The following is a 25,715-nucleotide window of genomic DNA, read 5'->3' on the forward strand; positions in this document are numbered from 1 at the left end:
TTTGAATTGCATTTGCTTATCGGACTGTTCAAAGGTACGAATCGCCCTGTGGCGGGTACCTGAGATTCATTATTCTGAGATGGTCGTTTTCGGGCGGGCTTTTATGGTGGCGACTTCATCATTGGTAAGCAGCCAGATTCGCCAGATATTGCCGGAAGTTGCTTCAAACTGATACCAGACCGGGGCTTGTTGCGGGGTTTGATTCTGCATGATCAGGGCATTATTGGTGCCGTAGATTCTGAGCCCGGGAGCGGTGCGGTAAAGCTTGCCATCAATTTTAACTTCGGGCAGCGCTGCAGCTTGCAAGTCCCCTAACTGGCCTTGATTGGGCAGAATGCGAGCGGCGTAACTTTGGCTGCTGATGGCAAGCGCTAGCCAAAACAAGAACTTAGGCATGGGGATTCCCGCTGGTAAAACCCGCAATGCTAACAAGCTAGCGGGCGTATTGAAAGCTTAGACTGATTTACGTGAGTGTGAAAACTGGATTTATTGCGCGGATCAGGGGTTTTTTGCTGGTAAATAAGAGGCTTTCTGCAGCAAAACCATGGCGGGAATGTCTGGATTCACGAAGGACATGGTGCTTCAGCGGGCTGGCCCGGTTGGGGGCGGGCCAGCACGCTGACTGTTATAACTTAGGCAATCTTTGCGCCAGCTTAATGGTGGCTGCGATGTTCCTAGCGCAGAGCCTTACATTTTCTGCTGCATGAGCGAGCGCTTCTTCAATCGATACGGCGCGGTTAAGCACGCTGAATACGGCCTCAATGCCATGCTGGTGCACCACGCCTACATCAGGGCTGAGGCAGCCTGCGATGCCGATGACGGGAATATCAAATACCTTGGCCATTTGTGCCACGCCCATCGGTGTTTTGCTGTGTATGGTCTGGCTGTCCATGCGGCCCTCGCCGGTGATGACTAAATCTGCGCCTTGCAACAGAGCGGCAAATTGAACCGATTCCAGCACGATTTCTACGCCGGGGCGCAGGCTGGCATTTAAAAATGCCAGGGCCGCTGCACCCATCCCACCTGCAGCACCAGAGCCTTTGGCATGAGCCACTTCAACGCCTAAGTCCTGATTGATTTGTTTGGCGTAATGGGCAAGGCCTGCGTCGAGCAGGGCGACCATTTCAGGTGTTGCGCCTTTTTGCGGGCCAAAGATGGCGGCAGCGCCTTGTTCGCCAATAAGCGGGTTGTCTACATCGCAAGCCACTTCAAATTTGCAATCCTGAACCCGCTTATCAATGCTGCTGAGGTCGATTCTTGCGAGTTGGGATAAATCAGCGCCCCCAAAAGCCAGCGGCTTGCCTGCTGCATTTAAAAACTGCCCGCCTAAAGCCTGCACCATGCCTGTGCCGCCATCCACCGTCGCGCTGCCGCCTATGCCCAGAATAATATGCCTTGCGCCGTGATTCAGTGCGGCCAGAATCAGCTCGCCTGTGCCGTAGCTGGTGGTGAGCATGGGGTTGCGTAATGCAGGCGGCACGAGGCTTAGGCCGCTGGCCGCTGCCATTTCGATGATCGCGGTATGGCCATCGCCAGACAGGCCAAAGAATGCCGGTACGCATTCACCGAGAGGCCCGGTAACGGTTTGCAGAATAATCCGCCCGCCCGTTGCGGCAACCATGGCTTCCACCGTGCCTTCGCCACCATCGGCTACCGGCACTTTTATATATTGCGCATCGGGCAGTACTTCTTTGAAACCCGCTTCAATCTGCGTGGCCACTTCAAGGGCGGAGAGGCTTTCTTTGTAGGAGTCGGGGGCTATTACAATTTTCATCATCAACTCCAATACTTAAAATTTGAACACACCAAAAATCAGCGTAGAGACAATCGTAATCGACAAACCGACCGCTGTTTCGTAAGGAATGACTTTCAGCCGCTCGGTGATGCTCATATTCACTGCACCGCCTGTGGCGTGGAAGAAACTACCGTGCGGCATATGATCAAACACGGTAGAGCCCGCGTGAATCATGGCGGCTCCTGCCAGGGCAGGGACGGCAAGCTCAAGCAGGGTGCTGCTAAATACTTGCGATGCAACCACGGTGCCCGCCGTGGTGGAGGCGGTAGCCAGCGACATCAGCGCGCCGGATATCGGGGCCAGCATATAGGCGGGCAGGCCTGAGCTTTGCAGCGCTTCGATCAGCACCGTTTTAAGGCTGGACGCGCCGATAATCCCGGCCAACGTACCCGTGCCCAGCAGCATAATCGCCACCGGAGCCATGCGGCCTAAGCCCGCCACGGCAAATTGATTGCTGTCTTTAAAGCGGCCCATCGCCAGCGCGCCGAGTAAACCGCCAAGGGGCAGGGCGAGCAGCGGGTCGATCACAATGCCAAATACGGGCCGAAGCGACAGCAGGATAATCGCCACCAGCGGGGCAACAATGGCGGTAGAAAACGAAGGCAGGGCTTTGCGGTCAAACGCGACCACTTCGCTGGCTTCTACCTTGCTGCCTTTATTAACCAGCTTTTTAGCAATGAAATAGGCGACCACTAAGCCAACCAAGCCTGGCACTATCCCCGCCGCCATCACCGAGGTAAGCGGCACATGAAAAGCATCGGCCGCTGCAATGGCATTCGGGTTTGGCGACATCACATTGCCCGCCTTACCGCCACCTATCATGGCCAGCAGAATCGCCATTTTGGATAGGTCGGCTTGGCGCGCAATAGCGAGGGCAATCGGGGCGACGGTAATTACCGCCACATCAATAAATACGCCAACGGCGGTTAAAATCATGGTGGCGATCGCTAAGGCTAGGAGCGCGCGTGTTTCGCCCACTTTTTTGACGATGGTATCGGCAATACTGGCTGCCGCGCCTGATTCGATCAACACCCCCGCCAATACCCCGGCCGCCAGAATCCGCATCACGGCAGGGATAATCCCTTTTGCGCCGCCCATCATTAAATTAACGGTGCTGGATAAATCCACGCCACCCACAATCCCGCCCACCAAAGCGCCGACGATCATGCCGTAGGCAGGGGGTACTTTTCGTAAAATCAGAAAAATGGCAACAACGAGCGCACTGAGCGCGCCTAAAGTGCTGACTTCCATCGCTTGAAACTCCTGTTCAGGCTGGGTATTGCAGATAGTGGATGTTGAACAGGATAAACGCCCTGTGAGGGGATATCTTCATGCGGATGCATAGAAATAACGAAGGTGATTACGGTTATTTTGGGACTTTATTACTTATTACAGATGGGTTTATTATCTATGCGATTTGCAAAGCAGCGTAGAGCAAAAAACGCTCGTCTGTTTTGCTGAGGGTAAGGCCGGTAATGGCCTCAATCCGGCTGAGGCGGTAATCCAGAGTGTTGCGGTGAATATGCAAAAACTGCGCTGTTTCTATGGGGCGGGTATCGCAGGCAAACCATGCTGCCAGCGTTTTACGCAGCTGGCCATTGCTATCCTGGCGTTCAAGGTTTTTAAGCGGAATACGCAGTTGTGCGGCTTGCCAGCCTGAATTTAATCCGGCCAGCAGCACCGGCAAGCTTAAATCCTGATAAAAAAAGCAGGCCTGCTCCGGTTTGCGTGTTTTGCCGATTTTTAGGGTGGTGATGGCGCTTTGATAAGACAGCGCCACGGCATTTGCGGCGCTAAAATATTGCCCCAGCGCGATGCGTACTCCCAGCCTGCTTTTGCTGGCGACCCGCGTGAGTAAATCGTGTACCCGCAGCCGGTGCTCTTCCGGATTCCAGCGGCCCTGATGATCCAGTGCTGGTTTGAGTACCACTAATTCGGTTAAAGAAACAGTGGCAACCAGATTGTCGCGCTCAGGCGTGCTCAGCAGGGTTTGCAGCTCTTGTAACTCGGCCAATGCCGCATCAATGCCCAGCGTGCCGCTGTCTACTTCAATTACCGCCACCACGCGCGGGCGCTGGATATCGACGCCCAGCTTTTGCGCCCAGGCTTCCAGGTCTGAATGCGGCGCGGCTTCGCCCTTAATGAGTTGCAAAACCAGCTCTTCGCGGTAGCGGGTGTCACGCCCCAGTGCCTGAATCAGCCTTGCTTGCTCTAAGCTCATTTCAGCCGTCATCCGTACCAGCTCGCCATAGTGGCGCACCGCATCGGGCTGGCCAGTGATCCCGACCACGCCCACAATTTGCCCGGCAAGGCGCAGGGGTAAATTCACACCGGGGCGCACGCCGTGCAACTGCTGCGCCATGGCGTCGTCAATTTCTACCGTGCGCTGCTGAGATAACACCAGCAAAGCGCCTTCATGCTGCTTGCCCAGCCGCCCTACATCGCCACTGCCGATCACCGTGCCCGAGGCATCGATCACATTCACATTGCTGCCAATAATCGCCATGGTGCGATTAACGATTTCTTGTGCAAGAGCGGCATTGAGCAGAGACATAGCGGGCCTAGAGGTAAGGGGTTTATATCGTGATGCCAAAAATATCTTTCATCGCATTTTGGCCTGCACGGCTGATTTGCAGGCGGCGGCTGTCTAAATCCTGTTCTGCCCAGCCGCGTTTTTTGGCAAGGATCAGCAGGGCCGCGCCGAGTGCACCACCCAGATGGGGGCTGCGCTCGCTCCAATCGAGGCAGGCGCAGGCAAAGCGGCGGCGTTTCTTTGCCAGCTCAGGCAAATCCATGCCAAGTTTACTGAGTGCCTGTTGGCCTTGCTCGCTTAAAACATATTGGGATGCGTCACCAGCGTCTGCCTGCAGCCAGCCCATGGCAAATAGGCGGTCGTGTAATTGCACTGCCACAGACCCCGCCATATGGTCGTAGCAGGTGCGCGCTGCTTGCAAATAATGGGGTGTGTTGGGGTTAAATGGCGCTTTGGGCGTGTTTGAAATCAGCAGCAGCGCTTCGAGCGCCGATGCCACATCGTGATTATGCAGACGGTAGTAGCGATGCCTGCCCTGGGTCAGCATGCTAACAAGTTGCTCGGTTTTCAATCGCGCTAAATGGGCACTGGCGGTGGATGCGCTCACTTCCCCAACGATGGCCAGCTCGGTTGCGGTACGGGCTTTGCCATCGAGCAGGCTGCAAAGCATTCTGGCTCGGGCTGGTTCGGCAATGGCTGCGGCAACGCTGGCAAGTCGAGAGTCTTCCATGATTAGCTCCAGGGCGCGGTTAGGCTGGGCTGAACAGTCTTGGCGCGAGCTGGTTTGGCAATGGCTGAGGCAACGCTGGCCAGGCGGGTGTCTTCCATGGTCAGCTCCAAGGTGTGTTAAATAGTGGGGTGTATTTCATATTTCGCTCCGGAGCGAAGTAAGGCATGGCTGCAATCTACACAATATTGCTTTGATTGAACAAGCTTGGATGGAATGCAATGCCTACTACCAGGATTCACCCGCTCGCTGCGGCGGCCCATGCTCACCCTTATGCCTATTACGCGGCACTGCGAAATGAAGCACCTGTTTTCTTTGATGCCGAGCACAAAATATGGGTGGTGAGCAGGGCAGATTTGATTTTGGCGCTGATGCAAAGCCCGCATTGCGTTGTGCGCCCGCCAAACGAGCCGGTCCCTGCTGCCATTGTTGGAACGCCAGCTGCTGAAGTATTTGCCCGGCTGATTCGGATGAATGAGGGGCAGGGGCATCTGCCTTTAAAGCAGGCTATCCAGCGCAATTTAGCCTTGCTCGATACGGCATGCTTGCCGTCGCTCGTTAGAAAATGGTATGCACCGGAGTGCGATTTGCACGCGCTTTGCCATTTTGTGCCGGTGGCGGTATTGGCCGATTTACTGGGTTTTTCGCCCGATACTCGCCCCGAAGTAATGGGCTGGATTGCCGATTTTGTGGTTTGTCTTTCCCCTTTAAGCCGCGATACCGATCTGGCCAGGGCAAGTGTGGCTGCACAGTGTTTATTGGCGCATTTCACCCTGCTATGTGAGGGTGAGCGGCCGCAGGGCAGCCTGCTGGCTAATCTTCTGCAAGATTCAGAAGGCATCGATCGCCACGCTTTACTGGCCAATTTAATTGGCTTGCTTTCGCAAAGTTATGAAGCGACGGCGGGCCTGCTTGGCAATTGCCTGATTGCGCTACAGCAGCATGGAGCTGTAGATATTTTATCGCTAACGGCTTTTGTCGAGGAAGTCGCTCGTTACGATTCGCCCGTGCAAAACACAAGGCGTTTTGTGGTGCAAGACTTTGAAATCCACGGCCAGCTGCTGCGAAAAGGCGACGCTATCTTGCTGCTCTTGGCAGCAGGCAATCGAGATGCTGTCTTTAATAAAAATGGCGACGATTTTGTACAAGGCCGCGCAGATCGTCGCAGCCTAAGTTTCGGCCATGGCAGGCACTGCTGCCCCGGGCAGACACTGGCAATCAAAATAACCACGGCTATTTTGAGCGACTACCTGGCGCAAGGGGGTAAGGCAGGGCCCTTGCAATGGGTATATCAAGACTCAGTCAATGGGCGAATTCCAAGGTTTATTAGTCCTCATTAATGGATAGCTAGCGAAAACCTAAACCTTGAACCACGGAGGGCACAGAGAACACAGAGAACACAGAGTTTCACGGAGAAAAACAGTTTTTGACTTAAGTGAATTTTGATTGGGATTTAAGTATTTTCGAGCCTTAGAAATCTGAATTCATATCACGGATCAAAGCACAGGGCTTAAATCCCCCTTGAAGCACGCCGAAGCGAGGAATAAGCGGGGCGGGGGATCGCTTGGGAGCGAGGCAGCGAGCCACTCCCGCCCGCCGCCGACTCGATTGTCCGCAGCGGAGGAGCCCTCGTGTTTTGCTGTTGTCGCTTGGCTTCGTTTCTTGGCGAAGCAAGAAAGGAAGGCCCCGCGGTGGCTACCGCTCCAAAATCAACGTGCCGAAGGCACTAAAAAGATAAGCACTTCGTAATATCCGCCCTCTATTTAAAAGGATTCCCCATGATCGCCGTCATTTTTGAAGTTTGGCCTGCGCAAATGCAGGATTACATGAACATTGCTGCCGATTTACGCAGTGAATTGGCCCAGCAGGATGGCTTTATCTCGATTGAGCGTTTTAGTAGCCTAAGCGAGCCCAATAAGCTGCTGTCTTTGTCTTTTTGGCGCGATGAAGCTGCGGTAAAGGCTTGGCGTTGTAGTGGACAGCATAGAGCTGCGCAATCGCTTGGGCGTCAGAAGGTTTTTGCAGATTATCGTCTGCGCGTGGCAGCGGTGATGCGGGATTATGGTTTTAATGAGCGCGATCAGGTACCAGACGATAGCTTGATCTTGCACGGCTAACAGGGGCGATGGTGTCGTTAAAGTATGCGGCCGTGCTACTTTTTTACGACAAAGAATGATTAAGTTGGGTGTTATGCTAGCCGTCTTGTTTTATCGACTTGCGGGAAGAAAACGCGATGGCTTGGAAGTTTAAACGTTGGTCCTGGTTGAAAACTGTAGTGGTTTTGCTGCTGCTGGCCGTGCTTGGCTGGGGAGTTAAGGCGATTTTCTTCCCAAGTAAAACTACCCCTCAGTACACCACCGCAAAGGTAGCGAAGGCGGACTTAGAAAGTGCGGTGCTGGCGACGGGCACTTTGCAGGCTTTTCGTAAAGTGGACGTGGGCGCGCAGGTTTCCGGTCAGTTGCAAAAGCTGGAAGTGGAGCTGGGTGACAGGGTGAAAAAAGGCCAGCTATTGGCAACCATCGATCCAAATCTGGCGCAAAACGATGCGCTTAATGCCGAGGCGTCTTTGGAAGGATTGCTCGCGCAAAGGCAATCAACCCTGCTGCAATTAGAGCAGGCCAAAATAGATTTAGCCCGTCAGCAAACCATGCTGAGCCGTGAAGCCACCTCCAAGCAGGCGGTAGAGGACGCGAGCTTAAAGCAGAGAACGCTGCAATCAGATCTGGCGCTGCGCGATGCCGATATCAAAAAAGCCAAACTCACGCTTGATTCTGCAAAAACCCGTCTTGGCTACACCCGTATTCTTGCGCCGATTGATGGTGAAGTGGCGGCGATTACTACGCTGGAGGGCCAGACTGTGATTGCGGCTCAGCAAGCGCCTAATCTTTTAACGCTTGCCGATTTAGACACCATTACCGTGAAAGCGCAGATTTCTGAGGCGGATGTGATGAAAGTCCACGCTGGCCAAGCGGTGTATTTCACTACCTTGGGCCAATCGGATAAGCGCTATTACGGCAAGCTGCGCGCGATTCAGCCGACCCCGGAAAAAGTAAATAACGCGATTTTTTATAATGCACTGTTTGAAGTGCCTAACCCAGCGCACGCGCTGCGTCAGGATATGACCGCGCAGGTGGCGATTGTGCTTGAGCATGCAAAAAGTGTTTTAAGCATTCCCACCATTGCCTTAGGGGCTAAGGCCAAAGATGGCCGCTACACCGTGCGGGTTGTTGGCGCGGATGGCATTGCCGCCGACAGACAGATCAAAACCGGCCTGAATAATAATGTGCAGGTGCAGGTGTTAGCTGGCTTAAAAGAAGGTGATCTGGTGGTGACGGGCGATGCCGCCTTAGGCAAATCAGAAGTGTCTGTAACAGTTGGGGGCTAGCCGTGCGTAAGCCTCTTCTAGAGCTAAGCAATATTGTGCGCAGTTTTCCGGCTGGCGATGATGTTGCCGTGGTGCTGGATCGGGTGAATCTTTGTATTCATGCCGGTGAAATGGTGGCGATTGTAGGGGCTTCCGGCTCGGGCAAGTCCACCCTGATGAATATCCTCGGCTGTCTGGATAAGCCCTCGTCAGGCACTTATCTGGTTAATGGCCGTGATGTATCTGATCTGGATAGTGACGAGCTGGCCGGGCTGCGGCGGGATCGTTTTGGTTTTATTTTTCAGCGCTATCATCTATTGCCGCATTTATCCGCGCAGGGCAATGTGGAAATGCCTGCGGTTTATTCCGGGCTGGCTAAAGATGCGCGGCAGGACAGAGCTAAAGCTTTGCTTAGCCGCCTTGGTTTAAGCGATAAATTTGAGCACCGCCCCAGCCAGCTTTCAGGTGGTCAGCAGCAGCGGGTGAGTATTGCCCGCGCTCTGATGAATGGCGGCGAAGTGATTCTGGCCGACGAGCCAACCGGTGCGCTGGATAGCCATAGCGGTGAAGAAGTGATGAATATCCTGCGCGAGCTGCACGCGCAGGGACACACCGTGATTATTGTTACTCACGATCATAAAGTGGCCGATTGCGCCGAGCGCATTGTTGAGATTAGCGATGGCCGCATTATTAGCGACCGCAGCAAGCCGGTTGATGTGGTGGTGGAGGGCAAAATTGCGCCGCACGGGCGGGAAGTTAAATCATTACGAGTGATCTTTGATCGCTTTGGGGCCGCTTTAAATATGGCCTGGCGGGCCATGTCGGCCAACAGGATGCGTACCCTGCTCACCATGCTGGGTGTGGTGATTGGCATTACATCGGTGGTGTCAATTGTGGCGATTGGCGAGGGGGCAAAGCGCAAGATCTTACAAAACATCGGTGAAATTGGCAGTAATACGATGAATATTTACCCAGGTAAAGACTGGGGGGACGACAGGGCGGGCAGCTTGAGATCCCTGCTGCCGGGGGATATTACCGCGCTGCAAGCCATGCCTTTTGTTGATAGTGTCACCCCAAGCACCAGCGCCAATTTGCGCCTGCGCCACCGTGCTTTGGATGTCAGCAGCAATGTGAGTGGGGTGGGCGAATATTACTTTCGGGTTAGTGGTTTGAAGCCTACTCTGGGGCGGTTTTTTAATAGTGAGGACGTGGCCGCCCAATCGCAGCTGGTGGTGATTGATCACAATACCCAGCGCAAATTATTCCCTAAGGGGGCAGACCCGCTGGGGCAGGTGATTTTGGTGGGCAATCTACCTGCTACCGTGATTGGTGTGGCGGCTGAAAATAAGAGTGGCTTTAGCGGCGGAGGGCAATCTTTGCAAGTTTGGCTACCCTTTACCACCACGGCTAATCGCCTGTTTGGCCAGCAATATTTTAACAATATCACCGTGCGGGTAAAGGATGGCCAATCCTCTGCCGCTGCCGAGCAGAGCATAGAAAAACTGCTCACCTTGCGTCATGGCAGCAAGGATTTCTTTATCTACAACATGGATAGTATCGTTAAAAAAATTGAGCAAACCAGCCAGATGCTGGCGCTGCTCTTATCCATGATTGCGCTGATTTCCCTGGTGGTGGGCGGGATAGGTGTGATGAATATTATGCTGGTGTCGGTTACCGAGCGAACGCGTGAAATTGGCATTCGCATGGCGGTGGGGGCGCGGCAAAGCGATGTGATGCAGCAGTTTCTGACTGAATCGGTGCTGGTTTGCCTGATTGGCGGCGTGATTGGCGTTCTGCTTTCCTTAGGTATTGGTGCTTTAGTGCAGTTTTTTGTGCCCGACTGGAAAATGATTTTCTCTTTTGGCTCTTTTATTGCCGCCTTTATCTGCTCGACCTTGATTGGGGTGTTTTTTGGCTTTCTGCCCGCCCGCAATGCGGCGCGTTTAGACCCGATTGAAGCCCTGGCGAGAGAATAAAAATGAAAACTAAATTAACGCTGTCAGCTTTATTTTCAACGGTTTTACTCAGCGCCTGCGGCTCTTTGCTTAGCCCCGGCACCAGTGCACCTTTGCCCGCCGTACCCGCCCAATGGGCTGAGCAAAATCAGGCAACTGGCGCGTATCAGGGTGCGTGGTGGCTGGCGTTTCATGATGCCGCGCTGACGAAGCTGATCGACGATGCCTTGCAAAGCAATGCTGATTTATCCGTCGCGGCCATCAGGCTGCGCCGTGCGCATCTTAAAGAGGGCGTCAGTGAGCACGCGGCATTGCCGGTAGTGAGTGGCAGCGGCAGCGGCAGTGTAAACCGCAGTTTTGATCCGGTGGTGAACCGCCAGAGCTACAACCTGTCGGCCACGGCCAGCTATGAATTTGATCTTTGGGGGCGCTTGGCGAGTGACAGAGCCGCCGCCAGAGAAGAGCGGATTGCCACCGAAGCCGACAGGCAGGCGCTTAAGTTGTCGATCTCCACATCGGTGGCCAGCCAGTATTGGGCGATCGCTTTACTGGATCAGAGGCTTGCCGCCAGCACGCTTAATTTGCAGCAGCTCAGGCAAGCGTCAGCGATTGCACAGGCTAAAAATCAGGCCGGTGCCCTAGCAAAAAGCGAGGTGCTGAGTGCCGGGCAAAGCTTGCTGAGTGAAGAAGCTAATCACTCCCTGCTTTTGCAGCAAAGGAAAGCTGCGTTTTATAGCCTGAGCTTATTGTTCGACCGGCCTCCGCAGAGCTTTACTCTGGCAGGAGCCAGCTTGCCGCAGGGCGATTTGCCCGGTATTTCCGCAGGCGTACCCAGCGAAGTGCTGGGGCGACGACCCGACTTGCAAGCGATGGAGGCCAGATTAAGAGCAAGCCTCGCGCAAATTGATGTGGCCAGAGCGGCGTTTTATCCCAGCTTTTCGCTGACCACCAGCTTAGGAGGCAGCAGCTCTGCTTTAGCCGAGCTGTTTCAGAACCCGGTGGCAACCGCAGGGCTGAATTTGGCGCTGCCTTTTTTAGATTGGCAAAAGCATCAGCTGAATCTGGATATCAGCCGCAGCCAGTATGAAGAACAGCTCACTACCTTTAGGCAAGGCCTTTACAAAGCGCTGGCCGAAACAGAGCAGGCGCTGGATGCCAGAGTGCGCCTTGCCGAGCAAAACCAGCAGTTGGCTCAATCATTGCAGTTGGCGGCTAAGCTGGATGGCATCGCCCAAACGCGTTTTGAAGCAGGGGCTACGGATATCCAGCCCTGGCTGGACGCCGCCGCCCGCCGCCGCAGCGCCCAAACTAGCCTGTTGCAAAATCGTTTTGATCAGGCGAGTAATTTGCTGGCCATTTATAAAGCTTTGGGCGGGGCGGTGGAGTAGGGGGCCGTGATTTGGAAAAAGGCGGGGGAAAAAGGTAAATTCAGCTAAAAATCAGCTCAGGTAGCAGAGTTTTTGCCCTTGCCTGGCTGGTTTTTCTGGGTTTTTGCCTTATTCAGGGGCCGTGAAGAACAATGGAATTGATTCCTTTACAGATCAATCCATCCCCTTTTGTTTCTGATCCGGGCTGTTTTTTGCTTCAGAGCGCTAATTGATGGCGTAATAAAATTAAGTACGGCGATGTGTAATCACCAGAGAAATAATTTTTGCCCTGTGATTATCTTTGGCATCACTCAGGCTGTCAGTCACAATTTGTTCTGTTTTTTTATCGTCCTGATGATGGTTTCTTTCCATCATATCGCTGAGCATCAGTTGCTTTAGTTTTAAATAGTGCCCGTCGCATTGTTCCAGTATTTTGTCGGCAATATAGGCGGGGGAGGCAATGAATTGAATTTTGTCAGTTAATTCGTTGCTGATACATTTTGTCCATTGAGCAATTGCCCCGCCGACAATGATTTGCCCTTCATCCTGCTTTGCCTCTTCTGCCTGAGCAATTGATGAACAGAGTATAAATACACAGCAAATGGTTCTGATCTTCACGCTAAGCCTGCTCAATATGTGAATGGGTAATGCAATAGCGCAGTTATCTGTTTCTGCGCTATTGCATCTGGCATATATCATAATCTTAAACAAGAAATACGACTATTGTCAGGATATTGGCTGTGAATATAAATAGACGCATTCAGGCGTATTGGAATAATGAATGGGCCGCTCAGGTGATTGGGCTGGCCCATTGAATTTACTTTGTTTGATTCAGCCAGGCCAAAGCACCCAGCCCTGCCTGTCTGCCGCTGGTAAGGCAGGCAGTAATTAAATAGCCGCCGGTGGGCGCTTCCCAATCCAGCATCTCACCTGCACAGAATACGCCTGGCATTTTTGCCAGCATCAGCTCCGGGTTCATGGCTTCAAAGCGCACACCACCTGCGCTGCTGATGGCTTCGTCGATTGGCCGCGTGGCGAGCAATTTGAGCGGCAGGCCTTTAATGGCGGCGGCCAGCTTATTCATATCGTTAAAATCATTGCGGGAAACCTCTTCGCGCAGCAGGCCCGCTTTTACGCCCTCAATTCCTAATTTACGGCGTAAATGGCTGGCCATAGAATCCGCACCGCGCGGGCGTTTCAGGTCTTCCAATACGCGCTCCAGCGATTTTCCCGGGGCCAGATCCAGCAGAATATCGGCGCAGCCATTGGCTTTGATTTCATCACGTAAAGCCGCTGAGAAGGTATAAATCAGGCTGCCTTCCACGCCGCCCTTAGTCAGTACAAATTCACCATGCTTACGCACGCCTTTAAATTCAATGGCAACGGCTTTTAGCGGCGTGCCGGCAAAGCGCTCGCTTAAGTGATCGCTCCAGCCAATATCAAAGCCGCAATTAGCGGGCTCTAAAGGCACGGTATCGATGTCTTTTTCTGCCAGCAGCGGCTGCCACAGGCCGTCGGACCCCAGCTTGGCCCAGCTTGCCCCGCCCAAGGCCAGAATGGTGGCGTTGCTGCTGTGGCTGATTTCGCCCTCAGGCGTTGCAAAACGCATTTGTCCTGCTTCATTCCAGCCCAGCCAGCGATGGCGCACATGAATGCGCACGCCGCTGCTGCGTAATCTGGAAATCCACGCACGCAATAGTGGCGCTGCTTTCATTTCTTTTGGAAAGACCCGGCCAGAGCTGCCCACAAAAGTTTCAATACCAAGGCCGTGAACCCATTCTTGCAAAGCTTCGTTGCCAAAGGCGGCCAGCATCGGCTCCAGCTCTTTACTGCGCTTGCCATAGCGGGCTAAAAATGGCCCGGCAGCTTCAGAGTGAGTGATATTTAATCCACCCACACCAGCCAGCAAAAATTTACGCCCTACCGATGGCATAGCGTCGAAAAGATCTACGTCTGCTCCGCCTTGGCTGAGTATTTCGGCGGCCATAAGGCCGGCAGGGCCGCCACCAATAATGGTGACAGATTTGCGGGGAGTAGAAGCAGTGGTCATGAAAGGGCCTTACGGTAAGGGCTCCCAAATCTGAGCGAGATGGGGCGGCAGAGCGGACTAATGAGAAATGAGGCAGCCGCTTAAATGTGGCTGCAGCTATCAGTGGCATAGCATGAATGCGCTGCATTTTAGCAGATTAGCGCGCCGTATATAGGCGGCATAAATTGACATTACTCTGGGGGCATTTTAAGAGTGTTGTTTTTTTATTCCGTTTGTTGTGTGTAAGAAACCGTAAGCGTATAAAGGCGGCAAGCATGCCGTATTCATAAACGGCTGCGGGTTTTTTGTTGGATCACTCCTTTAAAAGAGAAAATGATGAACGGTATATTGCAGCATCTTCGGATAGTGATTGGGCTTGCTGTTGCGGTTTTAGTGTTTTTTTCTTTACATATTTTTGTGGCCTCGGTTTCGGCCAATCATGTCGGGGTTGAATTTAACCGGATTGATGGCAAGGTCGAGCCTGTGCCGCTTTCCAGTGGCTGGCACTTGATCGGCATCGGTACCAGCGTGGTTGAGTTCCCTACCTTTACCCAAACCTATACATGGACAAAATCGGCAACTGAAGGCTCGCCTACTGATGAATCAATGAATTTTCAGGTGGCTTCAGGCATTGTGATCAACGCAGATATCAGCATTTCATACAGCATTGATTCGGGCAAAGCGCCGGTTCTGTATCAAAAATACAAGCGTGGCTATGAAGAAATCACCAGCCAGATTATCCGTAATGGGATTCGTAATGCGCTGAATAATTACGGCAGCAAATACGATGCAGAGGGCTTGCTGGCCGGTGGCAAAATCAAGCTGGCCGAAGAAGTACGCGCCAAGATAAATCATGAAATGAACACCTACGGCATCATGGTCGAGCAATTTGGCTTTGTGAACGAGCTGCGGCTGCCATCCAATATCCAATCGGCCATCAATGCCAAGCTGCAAGCCACACAAGAAGCTTTAAGATCCGAAGCCATGCTACGTAAAAATCTTGCCGATGCTGCTAATGCGGTTGCCGTTGCCAAGGGGCAGGCTGATGCCAAAATTGCCGAAGCACAGGGTGATGCCCGTGCGCTGGAAGTGGTGGGAGAGGCCATCAAAAAATATGGCGCGGAAGCGGCTCAGCTTAAAAACCAGACCCTGTGGATAGAAAAGTGGAATGGCCAGCTGCCAACCACCAGCTTGGGGACGAATACAACCGCCATGATCGGCGTGGGTAAAGCCAATTAAAGCTTTAAGCTAAAGCGCGCCTTTCAGCAGAGCCATCACCATATAGGGCGTGGTGTTGGCTTGGGCCAGCATGGCCGTGCCCGCATACTGCAAAATGTGGGCACGGGTAAGGCTGCCGGTTTCGGCGGCAAAATCGGCATCCCATATCCGGCTTCGGGATGTGCTCAGGTTTGCCAGCGTGCTTTGCATGCCAGACACAGCATGGATAAAACGGTTTTGATACGCACCTAATGTGCTGCGGGCACTATTGACGATATCTAATGCGCTATCCAGCGAAGCAATGGCTTTTTGTGCATTGGCTGCCGTTAAAGTATTCAGAGAAGTAATCCCGGCGATAGTGGCAATTGCCGTTGCTGCGGTAATGCCTGCGCTTAATCCTGCGTTTTCAGGCGCAGCCCCGGCGACGCTCAGCCCCTCTTCACTAAAGCTGGAAATCGTGATTGTCCCGCGATTACTGGCCGCACTGCCGCTGCTGGTGGCGGCCCCCGTTATATTGCGGCTTACTGATCCTGCCGTGCTGGAGATACTGGTGCCTGATGCGCCTGGCGTGTTGTCATTCAAAACAACAGTACCGCCGCCATCTGAAACACTAAAGGCGCTGAGTGCGGCGGCTGTCAGCACATTGCCCTGTGCCATCGCGATGGCGCTGCTGAGCGCTGATGAAACCGTTGCTGCATTATTGCTGGCGCCCGGTATATTTAAATCAACATGGCTGGCATCCACTACAGCAGACCCTGACGCAGAATTACGCACAGTAAAGCTGATGCCATTCACTGCAAACTGCGCACCCGCCCCAACATTAGCCGCAATATTAAAGGTGTTTTGAGCCGCCACAGCTGCTGTTCCCTGCGTACCCACTGATCCTGCTGCCAGGCCTGTCTGGTTAAGAAAGGTTGCTTTATTTGCTGCAGCAGCATTGGCATTGGCTGCAGTGCCGCTCAGGCCAATATTAATATTGCGGCCATCGGCTGCGCTGATTGTGACTATTCCTGCGCTGGCGGTGGCGGTTACGCCTGTCTGAGCCGCAAAATTGGCAATCGCATTTGCAAAATTAGTGCTCTGGCTGCTTGCATCTGTCCCCGCACTGACCGGGCCAATATCCACGCCATTGATGCTGAAGGCGGCAATCGCTGTGAATGAGCCGGGAGCGGCGGTGGTGATCTTTGTGGCATTGGCTTTGGCACTTACGCCAGAGGTGGCCGTGGTTTCATTGATTGCTGCGGCAATAGCAAAAGCACTGTCTGCAGATTGCCCTGCGGCAGCGCCCTGTGTTGACGCGCTGACCGATATTTTATTCAGTAATAAATCCCCTGTATTCAGCTGGGTGCTTATTGTTTCGCTCTTTAGCGTGGCCTCAAATGATGAGCCGGTACTGCCTAAATGCGATGTTTGCATATTGCTAATCGAAGCAATGCTGATTACATCTTCCTGATTTGCGCCCACATAAAATGAATGTGAATTAAAACTGCCGTCTAATAAACGAATGCCATTAAATTGAGCAGAGCTGGCGATGCGCTGGATTTCTGCACTCAGCTGCTGAACTTCATCATTAATGAGTTTGCGGTCTGTGCTTGAAACAGGCGCATTGGCCGCCTGAACAGACAACTCACGCATGCGCTGCAGGCTGTCGCTGATCCCGCTCATCGCCCCGTCTGCAGTCTGCACCATCGAGATTCCATCATTGGCATTGCGGATAGCCTGGCTTGTGCCATTGATTTGTGAAGTCATACGGCTGCTGATTGCCAGCCCCGCAGCATCATCCTGTGCATGGTTGATACGCAGGCCGGATGAAAGGCGATTTAAGGAAATAGCCAAAGCACTTTGCGACATACTCAGGCTGCGCTGAGTACTGATCGCCGTAAGGTTGGTATTCAGGCTTATCGCCATTTTCCTATCCTGATTCTCTCAGTGAAATGCCGCATAAAACTAAGCAAACATTGAGCCGGGCAGGGCCATTCAATCGTTGTGATCAGGCCAGCATAAACAAGCATCGTATTGAATCGTTTTTACCTGGCTTTCATCAGGAAAACCGCCCAATCAACCCGCCGGATGGCTTTGATATAAAAGCCGAAATTAAAGCCATCGTCATCCGCTATATCGGATGAAATACAGAGGACTTAAGTGTATTTTCTGGGGGAGGGCTGCAGAATTAATGTCGCTAACAGCCACCAGATGTTTCCCGCGAATCATGGGCCAATGATTTGCTGAAAGACCATGTTTTAAAGCGGGCAATAAGCTGCTGCTTGAAATGGGCGCATTCACCCTGCCCAAGACGGGCAATCCTCGCAGTCCAAAAAGTTACCGGGCAGTGGCCGCTCTAACGTCGGTGTGTATGTGGTCAATCCATCCATGCTGTATGGAGTGGGAGCGGAGGATGAATAACGCCCTCTCTGCCCAGCCAGAATGCGGCTTAAGTGAAATTCCACCGGCAGGCGCTGCGGCACTGGCAGCGTTCCTGTCTGCTCCCCCTCAGGCCCTGCCACCTGCTCAATTAAAACCAGCTTTCTTACTTCCCGTGCGGCCGATGTGGCGGCAAGTGCTGAACAACGTAGCGGACTTTTTAGCGTGTTCACATGAGGACAAAGTGTTTCTGTTTGCCCAAATAGAAAATCTCGGCTTCTTGTCGGCGGTGCTGGCGATAGCGAAGGGCTACCAACTGGTCCCGGCCCAATCATTGGCAATGATAGAGCCGCCCATTCCTTAATCCGTATTCCCGACGCTGGGGTCTTTGGCGTAACTCATAGAGTAAGCAAACGGATGCAATACAGACCATAAACGTAAAAACCGCTCCGGGCAGAGCGGTTTTTTTAGGTCTGTAATATGCTCAAGGCCACCACGCCCCCAGAAGTATCACACTGTGCTTTATTATATGAGGTCTTGTTTCCTTGTGACTCTATGGCCAAGAGGTCTGAACTCTTCCTAGTATCGGCTCAAAGAGAGCAAGGCTATATTCCTTTTTTTGCTTTTGCGGATTCTAATCAATTTATTCCGTGGACTTAAGTGACAGTACCCGACCCACTACCGAGACTCAGCAAGCTTTGCCATGAGTTGCAGGTATCGAAAGTGAAGCTGCCGTACAGTATCCAATGCTGAGCTTCTGCACTTCGGCCTTAGCGGTCACTCAGGTACTTCTAAAACCACATTGCCCATCTTACTTTTGCGTCAGCTTCAGCTTAGGGTGACAATCAACAGTCAGTTGGCGGTAGTCGGCCAATAGCGGAAATTTAGAGGTGTAGACATGCCGCAATTTTGGTTTCGCTCAAACATGTTTCACGTTGACCCAAAAGAAGATGATGAAACTAATCCATTCTGCTACGGCAAGGAATTGGCTCAATGGCTGAAACAAAAATTCGAGCAATTAGGCTATTCAGCAGAACAGATTATTCCTGAGGATTTCGGTTGGTGCATTGTACTAAGTCGAGATTCAGGACTACTGTGGGTTGGATGTACAAATATTCGTTCAGACCTCTACGAAAAAATAACAGAAGAACAAAAATCCACATACATACCTGATGGCAGTGCACTTACTTGGTCTGTATTTGTCGGTATTGATAAGCCACCCATATGGTCAACTTTCTTTGCAAATCGTCGTGCAGTTGTGCAAAACCTTGAGCAAGCAGCACAAAAAATTGGAACCGATTTAGAGGCTATTCTCACGTCCGAAAAACAGATTAATCTTGTGCCTCAACCATAAGGTATAAATTCTTTGTGAGTGAATGTCTGTAGTGGGTCGGGTACAGACCCCAAGGGGGGTAAGGAGAGTGCTGTTGACCGAGCACTGAGATGTAGCACCCAGATTGCAGACGCTAACCCGCCGCCGGAGCACGCAGCGCGGAGGGAACCACAAAGCGACGCATTGGGGCAGTCGGGTTGACTAACGGGCTAGCCATCTGACCTATTTCCTAGTGCGATTGAGTTCGCTAATAAATGAGCCGGGCACTTGCGGCAGCTCATTACCCTCCTTCAGTACCCCGATTAGTCCACCGTCAACGACTACTTGGACGCCTGGCGGAAGCGCCAAGAATTTAATCAAGTCAGGGCGATCAATGGCCAGTTGATAGAGTGAGATGTTTGCAAAGTTCTTTGGGTCTTGAGATCCCTTATCGTCGTTCAGGTCCGACAGCCACCACCCTGAATCCAATTCCTTTTGATCGAAGCGACTAAACAAGAACTGCTGAGTTGTCTTGTAGTTTCGATGAACAACTACACTTTGCTGCACGGCGGGAAACGACAGCGACTGGGGTGGCGTAAAACTTTCTACGGTGTCTTTCTGAGACCGTAGTTGCTTCACGGTGCTATCGATAGAATCAACAAACTTGATTGGAACCGACTTCATATCTGGCTCCATAATTTTGAGCGCTCCGTTTGACGCCGCCTGTAGCTTGGTCAACATCCAGCCCACTTGCATGGTTTCACCACTTTTGAACCGCTCTCCAGCGGCTACCCTTTCTTCAAGACCGTTGAGGAACCAAGCGATATCCACAGGAGGAATCGCAGTACTGGTAACTTGAACTTGAAACTCCGGATGGCCGAATTGTTTGCACTTCGTTGTTGTGTGGGTTTCCGCGACAGCAGCTTGCGTGATACAGAGAGAAAGCAACGATCCGAAAAGCGAACGAAGTGTCATGGTGGTTCCTATGATGGCTAACTTGATATATACACCTGTGCTGGTGTATTTCTGGTTTGTCTGTTTATAACTCAGCATGCTACGCACTTTTTTCATTGATTTTCAAACATGCGGGAGTGATCTTGCCTCTTAAAATACACAGCCAGATGGAACTGCCTCGACACGCTTGCTGGAAGTGTTGTGCGAGGCAATAGCCTGCGCACAGCGAAGCTATTGAATGCCGGCTTGCTGTCTGCCACTGTTAGCTGACGGGTAATTGTCAGCGATCAATGAAGCTGACGCAAAAGTAAGTTGCTTGATGTAGTGCTAGACGCACACAAGTGGCGGCTAAGGCCGAGGAGCGGAAGAATTGCTGAAGGCTTGAGTGTCTGCAATCGTGAATGTTGCGGACGCACAACCGAGAGCAATCATTACGTCTGAGGGGCTGCTTCTGAAGTAAGTGAGATATGTTAAGCATACAGGTCATACCATAAGCACATGGTCGTTCTTAACGTAGAGATAGGCTATGTATTGGGGTAAATGGGGGGCTATTAAAAGCTAAAATGCAACGCGATTATCTAACAGCGCGATTTGATGGGGGAATGGCCCCAAACGTTGATTGTTGGTAGATTTGATACCAACAAATATACCAACAATGGTGGCTGGTTTTGCCGGTACTTGTGTGAACGACGGCTAATGTAAAAAGCCCCGCAATCGTTAGATATGCGGGGCTTTTCTCTCTGGCGCTAACCAGAGAAGTATCTGGTGGCTATGGCGGGACTCGAACCTGCGACCCCAGCATTATGAGTGCTGTGCTCTAACCAACTGAGCTACATAGCCTTAAAGAGGGACGCATTATGGTGGCTTTTATTCGAGCTGTCAACACCCTTTATGAGAATTTGGCGATATTTTGTTATTTTATTTTTTTGTACTGTGCTGAAATGTGATGGCTCTGCTGATAGCTGCTTGAATTTGTTCAAAATTAAAAGGTTTTGCGATGAAATCATCCATACCTGCTTCAAGGCAGGCTGCGCGATCATCGATGAGTGAATTAGCGGTAAGGGCAATAATCCATGGCTGGCCGTAGCATTCTGGCTGGGCGCGTATGGCCCGGCAGGCGCTTAGTCCGTCCAGAATGGGCATGGATAAATCCATCAGCACAACCGGGAAACGCATGATTTTTAGTATCTGCAGTGCTGCTTCGCCGTTATCTACTACGGTGGCGCGTGCGCCGGCTTGCTCAATACAGCGCTGGGCTACAAATTGGTTGACGGCGTTGTCTTCTGCAATGAGTACATGCAAATCAGGGGGAAGCTGGGTGGGGGCGGTTTTGCCAGGCCGGGCAGGCGTAGTGTGATTGCTGCTTTGCAGCGGTAAATGAATTAAAAAAACGCTGCCCGATCCGTATTCGCTGCTTAGCTGGATATCGCCGCCCATTAGCTCGATAATGCGCGAGACAATGGCCAGCCCAAGGCCGGTGCCCCCATATTGACGGGTGATTGAGCTGTCTGCTTGTGAAAAGGGCTTAAATAATGTGGTGAGCTGTTCTTGCCTGATGCCTATGCCGCTATCGCTAATTTTAAGCGTCAGCGTTTGTTGTGATTGCTCTGCATGGATGGAAACGTAACCGTGGTCGGTAAATTTGATGGCGTTGCCTAAGAGGTTTTGTAAAATTTGCCTCAGGCGCAGCGGGTCGCTTTTAATCCACTGCTCTACATTACTATTGATTTCTAATGTGAGTGAGAGCTGTTTTTTGCTGGCGACAGGGTGGTAAAGCTTGACGATATCTTGCAGTAATTCTGGCAGGTTTACCGGGGTGGCTTCCAGCGTCATTTGGCTGGCTTCAAGCTTGGAGTAATCCAGAATTTCGTTAATCAGCGTTAAAAGGGAATCGCCGCAACGGCTGAGTGTGGCCAGCATACTGGCCTGGTCTTCGTTAAGCGGGCTGTGCTCCAATAATTGGGCAATGCCTAAAATGCCATTTAACGGCGTGCGAATTTCGTGCCCCATAATGGCCAAAAAGCTGCTTTTGGCACGCGTGGCTGCCTGGCTAGCATCAAGGGCGGCTTCAAGCTGTTCTGTTCTTTGTGCAACCCGTGCTTCCAGCTGATCGGCTAGCCTTTGCAGGGTTTGGTTGGCGGTGTACAGATCCAGGCTTTTGGCTTCGAGCAGCGCTTCGGCCTCTTTGCGGGCCAATCTTTCTCTTAAGCTTCGTTTTTGTAGCCGCTGAAGTTCTTGTTCATCCATGGCGGCTTAATTTAAACAGATCGTAATCGGTGTGATTTTCTGCGGTTAAGCTGATGGGCTGGCCAAAGTAGCGGATACAGCCAGTAAGCAGGCCTTGGGCAAAGTCGCCCATTTTTCGTGGTGAATTGTATTTGAGGGTAAGTGCGTTTGGGCTTAAGCGCTCGGCGCTAAAGTGGGGCAGCTCCGCATCAGGGTAAAGCTTCAACACTTCGGCATGAATGATTTGCTCTATCCCTTGTAAAAAATCCAAAGGGTCTTGTACATCGGTAAAAAACGAAGGGTAGAGCGCTACAAACCGGCCAAAGAGATGTTCGCCAAATAGATGTAAGAGCTTAGCAACGGGGAGCTGGGATTTCTCACTCAGCGCGTTAACCAGGCTGATGATTTCGCTGTGCTGATAAGTGCCCACCGCCGTATAAATGCCGCCGGATGGCAAATCAGTTTCATCCAGCAACTGATCTGCCATTGCATCGCCCCACGTTTGCTCAACCAGCTCTAAAAACTCAGTAAAAATAATACCTTTCATGAGGAGCGCTCCGTGGTTGCCTCTCCTCAATATAGGGGCAAACTTTACTTAAAGCTCGCCCGAGCGGTCCCGCCCGCCCAGCCCAGGCGCGGTTTTTCCCTGCAGCTCTTTAGAGAAGGCAATCACTTTAAACAGCTCGCCCATTTCTGCATTGCTGGTTAGTTTTTGTAAGGCAGTAGACATTCTCAGGTATTCCACAGTGCCCACTTCCATTTGTGCTGCACGGTTTAAAATGCCTGCATCGATCAGATAGCTGGCTTGCGAGGTGTAGCCTTCAAGGCTCAGGCCCGCCTGATCGGCCGCATTATAAATAGCAGAGAAATCCACGTGGCAGGTGATATCCGTCAGGCCAGGCAAAAAGAAAGGATCGTGAATGCTGTGGTGGCGGTAATGGCCAATCAGCGTGCCCATGCTGCGCTCCGGGTGGTAAAACTCGGCGGCGGGAAAGCCGTAATCGATAAGTAAAATCATGCCAAATTGCAGGCTTGCGGCCAGCGATTTAATAAAACCCTGCGCTTCCAGCTGGATTTCGGTGGTGTATTGCGGAATATGCGGAAGAGGCTCGCAAGCTACTTCCAGCCGCAGGTCTTCGATACTGCGGTGCTCAAACGCCAGATCTATGCCATTTTCAACTACGCCGCACTGCAGCCAGTTATAGCCGTCAAAACGCACCAGCTCGCAAGGCATCGCATCGAGCACTTCATTGCCAACCATGACGCCTATAAATTGCCTGGGCAGCTCATCCAGCCATTTGGCCTTATGGGCCAGATGGGGCACAAGGGTTTGCAGTGTTTTACGCTGGCGCTCGCGTAATTCGCCTGATAGCTCCAGAATAAAGTATTCGCTGGGCAAGGCTTCAAGGCGCTCTAATTCCAGTAAGATTTGCGCGGCAAGCTGGCCGGTACCCGCGCCAATTTCTAAGACATCACCACCGCATTCTTGCAGGGCATGGGCCAGCGTATTGGCGATACAGGTACCAAACAGCGGCGATATTTCCGGAGCGGTAACAAAGTCGCCCGCGCCGCCAAATTTAGCCGCGCCGCCGCTGTAATAGCCAAGGCCCGGCGTGTACAGCGCCATTCGCATATAGTCAGCAAAAGAAATCCAGCCTCCTGATGCTTTAATCTGCTGGCGGATATGTAAGATTAAGGCTTGGCTGGCTTTCAGTGCCTCATCAGATGGCGTTGGGAGTTGCGGATTAGTCATGAGGGCGGGAAAATCGCGGGCATAAAAACAATATTGTATGGGGCGGGGGGAGAATATGCAGCACAAAGTGGTATTCAATGCCGTTAAAGCTGGAAATAAAGCATGGGGCAAGGGGCGAGTATGCAACACAAAGTCGTATTAATCACCGGCGGGGCAAAAAGAGTGGGGGCGGGACTGGCCCGGTATCTGCACGCCCGTGGCTGGAATGTGCTGTTGCACTATCGCTCTTCTGCTATGGCGGCAAAGCAGCTGGCCGATGAGCTGAATGCCACCCGCCCGGCATCGGTTGCGCTGGTGCAATTGGATTTGCTCGACACCACGCGTTTGCCAGAATTGGTATCAGCTGCAATTAGCGCATTTGGGCGCTTAGATGCGGTGGTTAATAACGCCTCATCTTTTTTTCCTACCCCGATTGGTGAATTCAGCGAAATGGCATGGCTGGATTTACTTGGCTCTAATTTAAAAGCCCCTTTGTTTTTAGCGCAGGCCGCTGCCAGCGAGCTTAGAAAAACGGGCGGGGTAATCGTCTCAATCACGGACATCCACGCAGACCGGCCTTATAAGAATCACACCATCTATACCATTGCCAAAGCGGGTCTTGTGGCAATGACCAAGTCTTTAGCCAGAGACCTGGCCCCAGATGTACGCGTGAATGCCGTCGCCCCCGGCGCCAATATCTGGCCGGAGGGTGAGTCTGTGTTTGATGATGCCGAGCGTGAGCGCATCATCGACACCATTCCTCTGGCCCGCAACGGCAGCCCCGAAGATCTGGCCCAGGCCATTCACTTTTTGCTGGATGCGCCTTATTTAACCGGCGTTATTCTGCCGGTGGATGGCGGAAGGAGTGTGGTGTTGTAGTTAAGGGGGACAGCTGACCCCCTTAACTAATGCAGCTGCTAATCCTCGTCCAGCTGTGCAAAACCCTGCGTCAGGTGATCAATCAAGGCGCGTACTGATGGCAGTAATCCGCGTCTGGATGGAAACACCGCATGAATGATTTCCTGCCTTGGGGCCCAGCTCGGAATCAGCTGAACTAAAGAGCCCTCAGCCAGCTGCTCACGCATCATCATGGTGGGCAGCTGCACAATGCCTATGCCCGCTTGTGCGGCGTTTCTTAAGGCCATCATATCGTTGCAAATCAGCTTAGGCCGGTGGTGAATTTCGGCTTTTGCACCATCGGGCCCCAATAAGCACCAGATAAATTCTTGCTGTGGCACGCCTAAGGCAAGGCTGGGCCAGGCGGATAAGTCTGCGGCAACATCGGGTATCCCTTTTTCGGACAGCAGGGCAGGGCTGGCCACTAAGCACTGTTTGCGCTCCCCCAATTTACGCATCACCAGATCACTATCTCTGATGGGGGGCGGCAGTACCCGGATGGCTAAATCAATGCCTTCTTCGATGAGATCAACCCGGCGATTGGTGGCTTCTAGTTGCACGGTCACACGGCGGTGCAGAGCCATAAAGTCTGCAATCATCGGGGCAACGGTTACTTGCAGCAGGGCAATGGGGCAGCTCATCCGCACAACTCCGCATGGCTCGGTCTGCGTCTGCTCAATCACATCCTGCGCCGCTTCTGCCTCCACCAGCATGGCTTTGCAGTGCTCATAGTAAGTCTGGCCCAGCTCGGTTACAGAAAAATACCGTGTGGAGCGCTGAATCAGCCTTACTCCTAATCGCTCCTCAAGCATTGCAATCCGCCTGCTTAATTTTGATTTAGGAATACCGAGTGCCCGCCCGGCAGGGGCAAAACCACCGTGATCTACAGCCTGCACATAGTAGTAAAGATCATTTAAATCCTGCATATCTGCCTTATCGTTCTAAAAATAGGACTATGAGGGTAGATTTTACTATCTATTCAGCGAAACCTGCCCGGTTTATGCTTTCTGCATCATTCAACTTTGGTCCAGCAAGCAAGGAGATTTACATGAAAAAGATTCTCGGCCTCTACAGCGCACCCCGTCAGCATTGGGTTGGTAATGGTTTTCCTGTGCGCTCCCAATGCTGTTCACTTTATAGTCAAATGATGGATAATTGATAGATAATTTCTTTTTTTCATTAATCATGAAGTATGGCGAGCAGAGCTGCACATTTGGAAGATTCGATTCGAATATCTGACTACTT

At 52.2% G+C, this 25,715-nt stretch carries 24 protein-coding genes and 1 tRNA gene; 10 read left to right on the plus strand and 15 right to left on the minus strand.

Annotated elements, in window-relative coordinates:
- Positions 1-69: 69 nt before the first annotated feature.
- The 5 genes from CSQ88_RS14860 to CSQ88_RS14880 form a co-directional block, all read right to left on the minus strand.
- A complete protein-coding gene (locus CSQ88_RS14860; RefSeq protein WP_099398871.1) occupies positions 70-396 on the minus strand; it encodes a hypothetical protein in 327 nt (108 codons plus the stop codon).
- A 229-nt stretch (positions 397-625) separates the two neighbouring features.
- On the minus strand, positions 626-1,774 hold the full coding sequence (locus CSQ88_RS14865; protein ID WP_099398872.1) for a glycerate kinase: 1,149 nt from the start codon (positions 1,772-1,774) through the stop codon (positions 626-628).
- A gap of 15 nt (positions 1,775-1,789) precedes the next feature.
- The gene (locus CSQ88_RS14870; protein ID WP_099398873.1) at positions 1,790-3,046 is read right to left on the minus strand and encodes a GntP family permease; all 1,257 of its coding nucleotides are present in this window, start codon (positions 3,044-3,046) and stop codon (positions 1,790-1,792) included.
- Between the two features lie 157 nt (positions 3,047-3,203).
- Complete coding sequence (locus tag CSQ88_RS14875) at positions 3,204-4,349, minus strand: sugar diacid recognition domain-containing protein (RefSeq protein WP_099398874.1); 1,146 nt, start codon at positions 4,347-4,349, stop codon at positions 3,204-3,206.
- A gap of 22 nt (positions 4,350-4,371) precedes the next feature.
- Complete coding sequence (locus CSQ88_RS14880; protein ID WP_099398875.1) at positions 4,372-5,058, minus strand: helix-turn-helix transcriptional regulator; 687 nt, start codon at positions 5,056-5,058, stop codon at positions 4,372-4,374.
- Positions 5,059-5,276: 218 nt separating this feature from the next.
- On the opposite strand from CSQ88_RS14880, the gene CSQ88_RS14885 reads away from it, so the two are divergent.
- The 5 genes from CSQ88_RS14885 to CSQ88_RS14905 all read left to right on the plus strand — a co-directional run bounded on the left by CSQ88_RS14885 (position 5,277) and on the right by CSQ88_RS14905 (position 11,762).
- A complete protein-coding gene (locus CSQ88_RS14885) occupies positions 5,277-6,395 on the plus strand; it encodes a cytochrome P450 (RefSeq protein ID WP_099398876.1) in 1,119 nt (372 codons plus the stop codon).
- Between the two features lie 438 nt (positions 6,396-6,833).
- Positions 6,834-7,172 carry an antibiotic biosynthesis monooxygenase gene (locus CSQ88_RS14890; protein WP_099398877.1) on the plus strand — a complete coding sequence of 113 codons (339 nt, stop codon included), beginning with the start codon at positions 6,834-6,836 and terminating at the stop codon, positions 7,170-7,172.
- Between the two features lie 116 nt (positions 7,173-7,288).
- A complete protein-coding gene (gene macA / locus CSQ88_RS14895) occupies positions 7,289-8,440 on the plus strand; it encodes a macrolide transporter subunit MacA (RefSeq protein WP_099398878.1) in 1,152 nt (383 codons plus the stop codon).
- Between the two features lie 2 nt (positions 8,441-8,442).
- Entirely contained in the window at positions 8,443-10,395 is a 1,953-nt protein-coding gene (gene macB, locus CSQ88_RS14900; protein ID WP_099398879.1) for a macrolide ABC transporter ATP-binding protein/permease MacB, read from the plus strand.
- 2 nt (positions 10,396-10,397) lie between these two features.
- Positions 10,398-11,762, plus strand: a complete 1,365-nt coding sequence (locus CSQ88_RS14905; RefSeq protein WP_099398880.1) for an efflux transporter outer membrane subunit — start codon at positions 10,398-10,400, stop codon at positions 11,760-11,762.
- A gap of 225 nt (positions 11,763-11,987) precedes the next feature.
- On the opposite strand, the gene CSQ88_RS14910 is transcribed toward CSQ88_RS14905, so the two are convergent.
- Both CSQ88_RS14910 and CSQ88_RS14915 read right to left on the minus strand, forming a co-directional pair.
- Positions 11,988-12,359, minus strand: a complete 372-nt coding sequence (locus CSQ88_RS14910; protein WP_099398881.1) for a hypothetical protein — start codon at positions 12,357-12,359, stop codon at positions 11,988-11,990.
- Between the two features lie 199 nt (positions 12,360-12,558).
- Positions 12,559-13,791: a TIGR03862 family flavoprotein gene (locus tag CSQ88_RS14915; RefSeq protein ID WP_099398882.1), complete on the minus strand. Its 1,233-nt coding sequence runs from the start codon at positions 13,789-13,791 to the stop codon at positions 12,559-12,561.
- A gap of 315 nt (positions 13,792-14,106) precedes the next feature.
- Here CSQ88_RS14915 and CSQ88_RS14920 point away from each other — a divergent pair, with 315 nt between their 5' ends.
- A complete protein-coding gene (locus CSQ88_RS14920) occupies positions 14,107-15,009 on the plus strand; it encodes an SPFH domain-containing protein (RefSeq protein WP_180273671.1) in 903 nt (300 codons plus the stop codon).
- Positions 15,010-15,018: 9 nt separating this feature from the next.
- On the opposite strand, the gene CSQ88_RS14925 is transcribed toward CSQ88_RS14920, so the two are convergent.
- The gene (locus tag CSQ88_RS14925; RefSeq protein WP_099398884.1) at positions 15,019-16,896 is read right to left on the minus strand and encodes a flagellin; all 1,878 of its coding nucleotides are present in this window, start codon (positions 16,894-16,896) and stop codon (positions 15,019-15,021) included.
- A gap of 26 nt (positions 16,897-16,922) precedes the next feature.
- Between CSQ88_RS14925 and CSQ88_RS14930 the strand changes: the two genes are divergently transcribed.
- The 3 genes from CSQ88_RS14930 to CSQ88_RS14940 all read left to right on the plus strand — a co-directional run bounded on the left by CSQ88_RS14930 (position 16,923) and on the right by CSQ88_RS14940 (position 18,703).
- On the plus strand, positions 16,923-17,114 hold the full coding sequence (locus tag CSQ88_RS14930) for a hypothetical protein (RefSeq protein ID WP_099398885.1): 192 nt from the start codon (positions 16,923-16,925) through the stop codon (positions 17,112-17,114).
- Positions 17,115-17,383: 269 nt separating this feature from the next.
- Positions 17,384-17,713 (plus strand): hypothetical protein, encoded by a 330-nt coding sequence (locus CSQ88_RS14935; RefSeq protein ID WP_099398886.1) that lies wholly within the window; start codon positions 17,384-17,386, stop codon positions 17,711-17,713.
- 534 nt (positions 17,714-18,247) lie between these two features.
- Positions 18,248-18,703 (plus strand): hypothetical protein, encoded by a 456-nt coding sequence (locus CSQ88_RS14940; protein WP_099398887.1) that lies wholly within the window; start codon positions 18,248-18,250, stop codon positions 18,701-18,703.
- Between the two features lie 201 nt (positions 18,704-18,904).
- Here the strand turns inward: CSQ88_RS14940 and CSQ88_RS14945 are convergent, their stop codons facing one another.
- From CSQ88_RS14945 to CSQ88_RS14965, 5 genes are all read right to left on the minus strand, one after another.
- Positions 18,905-19,732 (minus strand): hypothetical protein, encoded by an 828-nt coding sequence (locus tag CSQ88_RS14945; RefSeq protein WP_218963108.1) that lies wholly within the window; start codon positions 19,730-19,732, stop codon positions 18,905-18,907.
- A 646-nt stretch (positions 19,733-20,378) separates the two neighbouring features.
- Positions 20,379-20,455 (minus strand) — tRNA-Met (locus CSQ88_RS14950).
- 78 nt (positions 20,456-20,533) lie between these two features.
- The gene (locus CSQ88_RS14955; RefSeq protein ID WP_099398888.1) at positions 20,534-21,862 is read right to left on the minus strand and encodes an ATP-binding protein; all 1,329 of its coding nucleotides are present in this window, start codon (positions 21,860-21,862) and stop codon (positions 20,534-20,536) included.
- Positions 21,855-22,388, minus strand: coding sequence for a heme NO-binding domain-containing protein (locus CSQ88_RS14960; RefSeq protein ID WP_099398889.1), 534 nt, complete (start codon positions 22,386-22,388; stop codon positions 21,855-21,857). Before CSQ88_RS14960 ends, CSQ88_RS14955 begins: the two co-directional genes overlap by 8 nt.
- A 48-nt stretch (positions 22,389-22,436) precedes the next feature.
- Entirely contained in the window at positions 22,437-23,594 is a 1,158-nt protein-coding gene (locus CSQ88_RS14965) for a class I SAM-dependent methyltransferase (protein ID WP_099398890.1), read from the minus strand.
- Positions 23,595-23,714: 120 nt separating this feature from the next.
- On the opposite strand from CSQ88_RS14965, the gene CSQ88_RS14970 reads away from it, so the two are divergent.
- Positions 23,715-24,452, plus strand: coding sequence for a pteridine reductase (locus CSQ88_RS14970; protein WP_099398891.1), 738 nt, complete (start codon positions 23,715-23,717; stop codon positions 24,450-24,452).
- 38 nt (positions 24,453-24,490) lie between these two features.
- On the opposite strand, the gene CSQ88_RS14975 is transcribed toward CSQ88_RS14970, so the two are convergent.
- A complete protein-coding gene (locus tag CSQ88_RS14975) occupies positions 24,491-25,396 on the minus strand; it encodes a LysR family transcriptional regulator (RefSeq protein WP_099398892.1) in 906 nt (301 codons plus the stop codon).
- 90 nt (positions 25,397-25,486) lie between these two features.
- Positions 25,487-25,715 (minus strand): hypothetical protein (locus CSQ88_RS23200; protein WP_218963110.1); only part of this gene is annotated, 229 nt, incomplete at its 5' end.

This window comes from Iodobacter sp. BJB302 (assembly GCF_002735645.1).
Lineage (GTDB): Bacteria > Pseudomonadota > Gammaproteobacteria > Burkholderiales > Chitinibacteraceae > Iodobacter.